This is a genomic window from Candidatus Hakubella thermalkaliphila (genome assembly GCF_013281975.1).
Lineage (GTDB): Bacteria > Actinomycetota > Humimicrobiia > Hakubellales > Hakubellaceae > Hakubella > Hakubella thermalkaliphila.
Genome location: NZ_BLRZ01000095.1, coordinates 1 through 7,532, shown reverse-complemented (window position 1 = coordinate 7,532; position 7,532 = coordinate 1). Strand labels below are relative to the sequence as shown.

6 protein-coding genes and 1 CRISPR repeat array are annotated in these 7,532 nt (G+C 43.0%); all 6 genes read left to right on the top strand.

Features of this window, described 5'->3' with window-relative positions:
• The first annotated feature begins 87 nt into the window (after window positions 1-87).
• Window positions 88-1,131 (top strand): RAMP superfamily CRISPR-associated protein, encoded by a 1,044-nt coding sequence (locus tag HW443_RS08495; RefSeq protein ID WP_176238065.1) that lies wholly within the window; start codon window positions 88-90, stop codon window positions 1,129-1,131.
• 151 nt (window positions 1,132-1,282) lie between these two features.
• On the top strand, window positions 1,283-1,720 hold the full coding sequence (locus tag HW443_RS08490; RefSeq protein ID WP_176235741.1) for a hypothetical protein: 438 nt from the start codon (window positions 1,283-1,285) through the stop codon (window positions 1,718-1,720).
• Complete coding sequence (locus HW443_RS08485; protein WP_176235740.1) at window positions 1,720-3,741, top strand: TIGR03986 family type III CRISPR-associated RAMP protein; 2,022 nt, start codon at window positions 1,720-1,722, stop codon at window positions 3,739-3,741. Before HW443_RS08490 ends, HW443_RS08485 begins: the two co-directional genes overlap by 1 nt.
• 10 nt (window positions 3,742-3,751) lie before the next feature.
• Complete coding sequence (locus HW443_RS08480; protein ID WP_176231709.1) at window positions 3,752-5,935, top strand: HD domain-containing protein; 2,184 nt, start codon at window positions 3,752-3,754, stop codon at window positions 5,933-5,935.
• Window positions 5,936-6,000: 65 nt separating this feature from the next.
• Window positions 6,001-6,525, top strand: a complete 525-nt coding sequence (dcd, locus tag HW443_RS08475; protein WP_176238064.1) for a dCTP deaminase — start codon at window positions 6,001-6,003, stop codon at window positions 6,523-6,525.
• Window positions 6,488-6,637, top strand: coding sequence for a hypothetical protein (locus tag HW443_RS08470; protein ID WP_176238063.1), 150 nt, complete (start codon window positions 6,488-6,490; stop codon window positions 6,635-6,637). Before dcd ends, HW443_RS08470 begins: the two co-directional genes overlap by 38 nt.
• Before the next feature lie 257 nt (window positions 6,638-6,894).
• A CRISPR array of direct repeats spans window positions 6,895-7,380; the repeat unit is 37 nt; unit sequence ATGAGAAAGGAGACTGATACCTAAGAGGGATTGAAAC.
• Window positions 7,381-7,532 lie beyond the last annotated feature (152 nt).

The window sequence follows — 7,532 nt, the reverse complement described above, 5'->3', positions numbered from 1 at the left end:
TGGATTGGGATTTTGAGAGATAGATACCGGAAGCCATTTTAGGATTCTGGGGAGGAATCGCCCATGCACCGCGGCGCACCACGTCGCATGAAAATTATGTTATTTTCAAGGGAGAAATTATGTATTCAGTTAAAGGGGTCTAAGTCGCCTCCTGAGATACTTGTTATTCGAGGAGTTCTGCGTCCATTGGAGCCAATTCTTGTAAAAGCTGGATATTCAGTAGAGAAGATTGAGAACAGAGGGGCTCGGAAGCTTGTAGAGAGGGGAAGTCCACTGATTCCGGGTTGTGAAGAGATAAAAAGACCTATTTCAGTAGATGCAACGTTCTGTAAGAATGAAGACGAGATTCCTTATCTACCAGGTTCAGCACTTAGGGGATGTATCAGGTCACACGTTGAGAAGGTGCTACGTACATTGATTTACGAGCGCTTCAAAAATGACGACATCTGTCTCCAAGCGATCTGGGATCTGGAAAAACTAAAAAAGAAGGGCAAGGAACTTTCAAAAGAGCGCGACTTTGACACTATCTATTCCAAAGCCTGTATTGTGAGCAAGCTTTTCGGCTTTACGGCTATGGGAGGGAGGATACGACTTGAGGATGTCTATCCAACTAATCCAGATAAATTTAAGCGAGGGCTGAAGCTTTTGGACCATGTTGCTATCGACCGCTTCACAGAAGGGGCAGCAGAAGGTAAGAAATTCAACTCAAGACCTTTCTTCCCCAAAAATCCTCTGGATGATTCAGGTGATTTGGAATTCCGGCTTGAGCTGAGAGACTTTGAGCTGTGGCATATTGGATTGGTGGCACTGGTTTTAAAGGACCTTCAGCTTGGCAAAATCCGCATAGGGTATGGTAGAACCAAGGGGTTCGGGAAAGTTGTCTTGTTGCCCGAAACAGTGGAGATAGAGACACTTACGCATGAAAGGGGAATTTTGAAAGACCTCTTGCTGGAATCACCCGAAGTCATAGGAGGTTTCTTCCATATACCTTCGACGAAGGTAAAATCGGGTAGGAACTTCTGGGTCTCCAAAGAGGAGAAAGTATATTCTCTAGTTGAAAAAGCGATAAATACCCTCAGGGGGCAAATAAATTCCTGGCAACCTCAAGAGGAGCAAAGTCATGGAACTTAAAGTCAAGGCAGGGGAAATTTTGGGTTCCTCTCTCCACAACTGGCTAAAGTGCGAAAACCTACAGAAATGGTTAGAAGGTCAAGGTAAAGACGAACTTTATGCTTTATTAGATTATGTACACCAATTTGCCTTTGTGGACTGGAAGGGACTTTTGGAGAAATTAAGGAAGGACGAAATTCAAGGATTCTCCCTGAGGGGAAGGATATTCTGGAGGAAGGGACAGATAGAGTGGAGAAAGTTAGGGAAAGAGAAATATGGTTTTTCTCTGATGCTTGAGAGTGATCTTAGTTCAATTCCCCTACGAGATGGTGTCTCAAACCTTCGTGAGTTTACTGAAGAGGTGAAACACGAGGACAGGACTCTTATACTGTGGGGAATATATAACAAAGAAAAAGGAGCCTTTTTCGAACAACGAGTAGCTGGCTCAAGAGCTATTGAGTATCCAGATGTCATCATGAGAGAAGCAAAGACTTACCCTGTGCTGGAAATCCGGATATACCTCAACGAGGACGGAGAGCCCTTGTTCTGGAGGTTCTTAAGACCTGGAGCGAGAGATGTAAAGGATTGGCATAAAGAGGAGGACGAATAATGGCTCAGCAAAAATTTCCACCCGAAAATCCAGGATGCCCACAGGGAAGCCGGGATCCTCGTTCTCATTTCATTTACCCTTACAACTTTGTGCCTCACGGAGGGCCCAGGAGAACCGGAAGTTCCCCTGCCATAAGCCAAGATAGGAAATTTAAGCCTCTTCACAGATATGATGGACTGACGGGTCGAATAGAATATACGCTGACCTCGTTGAGCCCAATTTTTATCCCCGACCCTGAAGGGGTCACTATATATAAGATTGGAGACAGAGATGAGGATATCCATAAGGTAAAGGACTTCTTTAATGTAGATGGAAGACTTTGCATTTCACCGACCTCCACGAAGGGAATGATAAGAAGCGTGGTAGAGGCAGCTACTAACAGTAGTTTTGGAGTATCTTCTGAATATAAACATCCCACATTGCGGCGATTACCGAGACCTTCAAAATGTTTAGTGGTCCAACAAGAAGGAAGAAACGATGGTAGTGGCTGGAAATTCGTGGAGGCAAGTACAGCTAAAATCAACATGAACATGTGTCAAGATATAGATAATGGAACGAAAATCAAGTTTCAAGCTGTAAAAAGGGGGAAAGCATATATTGTGCAGTGGATCAAATGTAATGGACAAGAAAGAGGGGAACGCGTTACCAGTCTGCATCTTAGCGGAGATGGTTGGCTCTATAATCCCATTGAGGCAATCGATAGGCAAAGATGGTTTCATGTAGTTTACTTTGAAGTGACTTCTGGAAAGGCATCAACGGATTACAGATATGGGAAACAGTTTTCAGTACCCCCTAAGGTTGTTCAGGATTATTTCATAGCCTATCCAGAATATCCGCTACGAGAGAGCTCCATAGTGTTTTGGATTGACCATATGAATAAATCTTCAATAGGACGTGTGCAGATACATAGGGTAGCAGAAAATGAAAACATTAAATCACTTCTAGAATCGGTTGGGCAATATCACTATCCACAAAGCGCTGATTGCTTATGCCCTGCTACGCGACTTTTTGGATGGACACCAGAGGAGAAGGAAGAGACAGAGGAAGAAGGTGAACAGGGGATTGCCGGAAGGGTAAGTTTCAGTGTGGCATGGTCAGAAAAGACCTTAAAAGACACACATCCGGTTCCGCTCAAAGTCCTGGGAAGCCCTAAGCCTCAATATTATCCGTTTTACTTGAGGCCTGACCCTTCGCAGAACAAAGATCCCTCTACAAATGTTGCTTATTATACTAAAGCACCACATTCCCTCTGGGCAGCGACACCGGGAACCATAAGGGGAAGGAAGTTCTATCTCCATCATCCCAAAGCTATGACTGAGGAAGCTCTGGAATACATTAAAAGAAAGGAGGAAGAACTCAGCCCAGATAAGATTGAAACAGAGGAGGAGGAGAGATGGAAGAATATCTACACCCACCAAAACACAACCTGCGCCGTTCTTGCCAAGGGAGCTGTTTTTAAGGGAACCATAGATTTTGAATCCCTGGACGATTATGAATTGGGTATGCTCCTATGGGCGCTTACCATATCCGATGACCCACTCAATGAGTCACAGGAATATGCGCATAAGTTGGGAATGGGAAAGGGCATAGGGCTTGGAAGCGTAAGGTTCCACATCGAGGAGGTAATTTTTACGCAGCCGGAGAAAGATTGGACCGGTGACCTCGAATCTCTAAATGAAAGACCAGCAACTCCTGAGGAAGTCAAGAACTTTGTCAGAAAATTCAAAACATGGATGCTCACAGGAAAGAGCGAAGATAACGAAGTAGAGGCTTCCAAGTACGATGATCTTCAATTTGTGAAAGACTTAAAGGCTCTTTTACAATTAGACTTCGTTGGTCTGAATATTCCCGTGCAGTACTATCCTCCTTATTGGGAGAAAGATGGACGTATTGGAGAGCTACATGCAGATGAAGCTTTTGATTATTTTATGGACCAACGTAGAAAGAGGTCACAAGAATCAGAGGAACCCTTACGCACACCCAACGCTATAAGGAAAGGCTGGAAACAAGGGATTATCTGAGGAAGGAATAATGGAAAAGATCGTCCATATCCTCACAGTTGGAACTTCTTTGCTTACAAATACAGGGGGAAAGCCCAGGCCGGATGCTTCTTACCAAACAAAGGTAAAATGTCTCAATGACTTTTGCGATAATATCTTGCGAATACCCCGGGGGCAAGATTTGTCTTCCTGCAAACATGAGCTTCTGCAAAAACTGCGAGAACTTAACCTTTCTGAAGAGATAGGCTATAGACCGCCCCAAGGTGGGATTAAAGACCGTCTGCCTCAGGAGATAAGCTATCTCTGGATTCACAAACAAAAGCATGAAAACGAGCCCACGGCGGATTGTTATTTCCTTACTTCCGATACCAATACAGGGATTGTGTGTGGTGAAGTAATAAAAGAATATGTGAATTCGCACTCTGAGTTACAGAGGCGATATATGGTGGTCAGTTGCGAAAAGATTAAAGGTGTGGACGATGAGAAAGGTGAGGATTTTAAACAGAAAGGATCCCGCAACCTTATCGACAGGATGAACGAGATTATAAACCAGGTTGAAAATGAGGCTGATAGGATCTACCTGAACACTACCGGCGGATATAAAGGGCTTGTTCCCTACTCTACTTTGCAAGCGATGGTTCGCTCGGATAAAGTTGTTCTCTGTTACCTGTTTGAAAACTCTCTGGACATCATGGAGATGCCGGTATATCCCATTGGTCTCGACTTTCATCTTTGGCATAGAAATACTACAAGGCTCCGTATGGTTTTGAACCCTCGGACTAAAGAATACTTTGAATGTTATCTTGACCGTAAAATCAAGAACTTACTCTACGAAGAATCTGGACAGATGGAGCTCTTCTCACTTGGAAAATATCTGGAAAAGCAGTATCAAAACCAGTTGCGACAGGATCCCATCAAAGTCTATTCAAAGCAAATTATAGGAATGCTTTTGCGCGACTCGTTAGGGGATAAGGTCGAGAAGCTCAGAGAAATACTTGAAAAATTAGTTGACAGGGTTGGTGACTTAATTTGGGAGGGGGATAAAATTCCTGAGGAAGTGGATCATGCCCTCAACCATCACCATAACCTTTTGGAATTTGCCGAACTCTTTCTTATCCCTATCCTCTCGGTGGATCAAAATTATCTTAATGTAAAAGAGAGGTTCTGCCTCCTTGCGGCTATTCTGCTTCATGATTGTGGTCATAGCTTGGATTACATGGAAACTAATACATTTGGGAAGGTTCCTCTCTTTCCTTCCGAGATCAGAGAATTCCATCATTTTCTCTCCTGTCAGAGGCTAAATAACCCTGAAACGGCAAAAGAGTTGGAATGGCCAGGTAAAGAGGGGCTTGAAAACCAAGGACTTGATGAAAATCTTCACGATGCTGTCCTCACGACTTGTCTTTATCACCGAAAGAGTATGGGCTATGTACAGAAGGAAGAAAATTCCAGAAATCATTTCCTAGACAAGGACTACCCTTCACTAAGGGATTATATAAAGGACAAATCTTTTAAAGACATAGATCTTATGAAGGTAGTAGCTCTTATGAGACTAAGTGATGGGTGCGATATTCAAGTGAGAAGAGCTGGAACGGAAGAAGAGATAAAAATAACCCTTAATCTTCTTAAAAGAGATTATCAAACCGCTTTGAAGCGAGCAATTGATGCAGTGGAATTATGGCGTAGTATATACCAGGCTTCCAATGATACTTCAAAATCTATTTTTAGAGACGCTGATTTTGCAATTAAAGTGACACCAAATAAAGGGGAAATAACTTCTATAAAACTTAATGATAAGGATAGAAGAATCCACCGATCATGTCTTGAGAAACTACACAATGGGTCAAGTTCCGAATGTGTAAGGAAACTTGCTAGACATTGGATTATGACAGCCGAAATGGTTGATAGAGCTGAGATGATCTCGAAGCAAGAGAACCATTATCTTAAACACCAATGTGTCGAAGAGGTCCGAGTAATTCCTACTGACAGGTTCAATAAAAATAACTTTAATTTTATAATCCAGCTAATCGAGAATAATCTTGTATCCAAGTATCTTGATAAACCGTATAGTCAAGAGAGTGAAGAGACCGTTCGTCAGCTAATTGAAAAAGAGGTTAGCAACGAATATGAGAGTATCAAAGACTGTTCTTACAAACTATCGGTGATTTATCAGTGGGGCGATAATGAACCGTTTTATCCAAGGAACTATCAATAAGAGGATAATTACCTTAACGTATGACTGATGTTCAGAAGAGAATAAAGCATTGCAAGGAGGCAGACATGAGTATCCTCACTAAAGATGAGATATTAAAGGAGATTAGGGCTGGAAACATCGTTATAGCTCCCTTCAGATCCGACCAGATTGGTCCGGCTTCCATTGATCTACATCTTGGAAGCGAGTTTCATATGTTTAGAAGAACCTACCAAACTGTTCCTGTGGATGAACAGGCGAGCCGGGAGAAGGAGGTACTGGAAAGGAAGATAGTTAGGGAAGACGACCATTTTCTCCCTCTACCCGGTGAGACTGTGTTGGCAGTAACCAAAGAAAAAGTGAAACTGCCGTCTCGTTTGTGTGGACAACTGGGGAGCAGAGGCCGGTTTGCCCGGCTGGGTTTGTCTGTCCATATTGCTTCCGTCTTTATTCAGCCCGGCGTGGATAGCCACATCTTCTTTCTTATGACTAATGTAGGGCCGGTTGCCCTGGAAATATATCCTGGCATCCGAATCTGCCAACTTGTTATCCAAGAAACTGTTGGAGAAGCAATCTATGAGGGTAGATTCAAAGACTATAAAGCTGGCCATTGAAGATGTCTTTTGTTTTCTTAGCAAGAGTCTCATCTACGAGAAGGAGGCTTACCGGATAGTGGCTGAGAGAGAAGAAATCGCAGATCCGGACAACAGTCCGGAGTTCCTTTGACACATAAAAAGAATATATGCAAACTTTCTGAATTTTATCTGTATATTTTTCGTCACCGTTCGGGCTTCGTGGTAATTTACAAAACACCTAGTCAATGCAACAGATGCTCGAAAGATCATAATACCTGGTAAGAGCAAATTTCGCAGCAGAGAGGGGGTGTAAAAATCGATGTTGTGCTACATAAGTTACAATATTTCAGGCACATGCCCGAAAATAATGAATAAAAACCTACTCAAGGCCTATTATATTGGGCTGCCATGAGAAAGGAGACTGATACCTAAGAGGGATTGAAACTAAGAGATTCGAACTCTCAAGTCTTCAAGGTTCAGAACATGAGAAAGGAGACTGATACCTAAGAGGGATTGAAACGGCATGAAAACAACAGGCTGAAACGAAAGATAGTTTCCCATGAGAAAGGAGACTGATACCTAAGAGGGATTGAAACCCTCCGTTCCTCAGGGTTAACCGACTTGAATACACCATGAGAAAGGAGACTGATACCTAAGAGGGATTGAAACTGGACATAGCGTTTCCCCTAACAACACACTTTTTTATAATGAGAAAGGAGACTGATACCTAAGAGGGATTGAAACATTATCTATATGGAGCAGGAGCCGGGCTCGGCCGGGGATGAGAAAGGAGACTGATACCTAAGAGGGATTGAAACCTTGCAAAGCTCGCGGATGAGAAGGGACTTGGCGAGCCAATGAGAAAGGAGACTGATACCTAAGAGGGATTGAAACCCACCAATCCGGGGAGAGGTCTAATGCTTTCATTTTTTATGAGAAAGGAGACCGATACCTAAGGGCCTGTCACAAAATAACATGATCAAGTTCAGGCATGATTTGGTTTGATGGTGTAGTTCCACTCACCATGAAAGGCGTCCTTGGTAAGG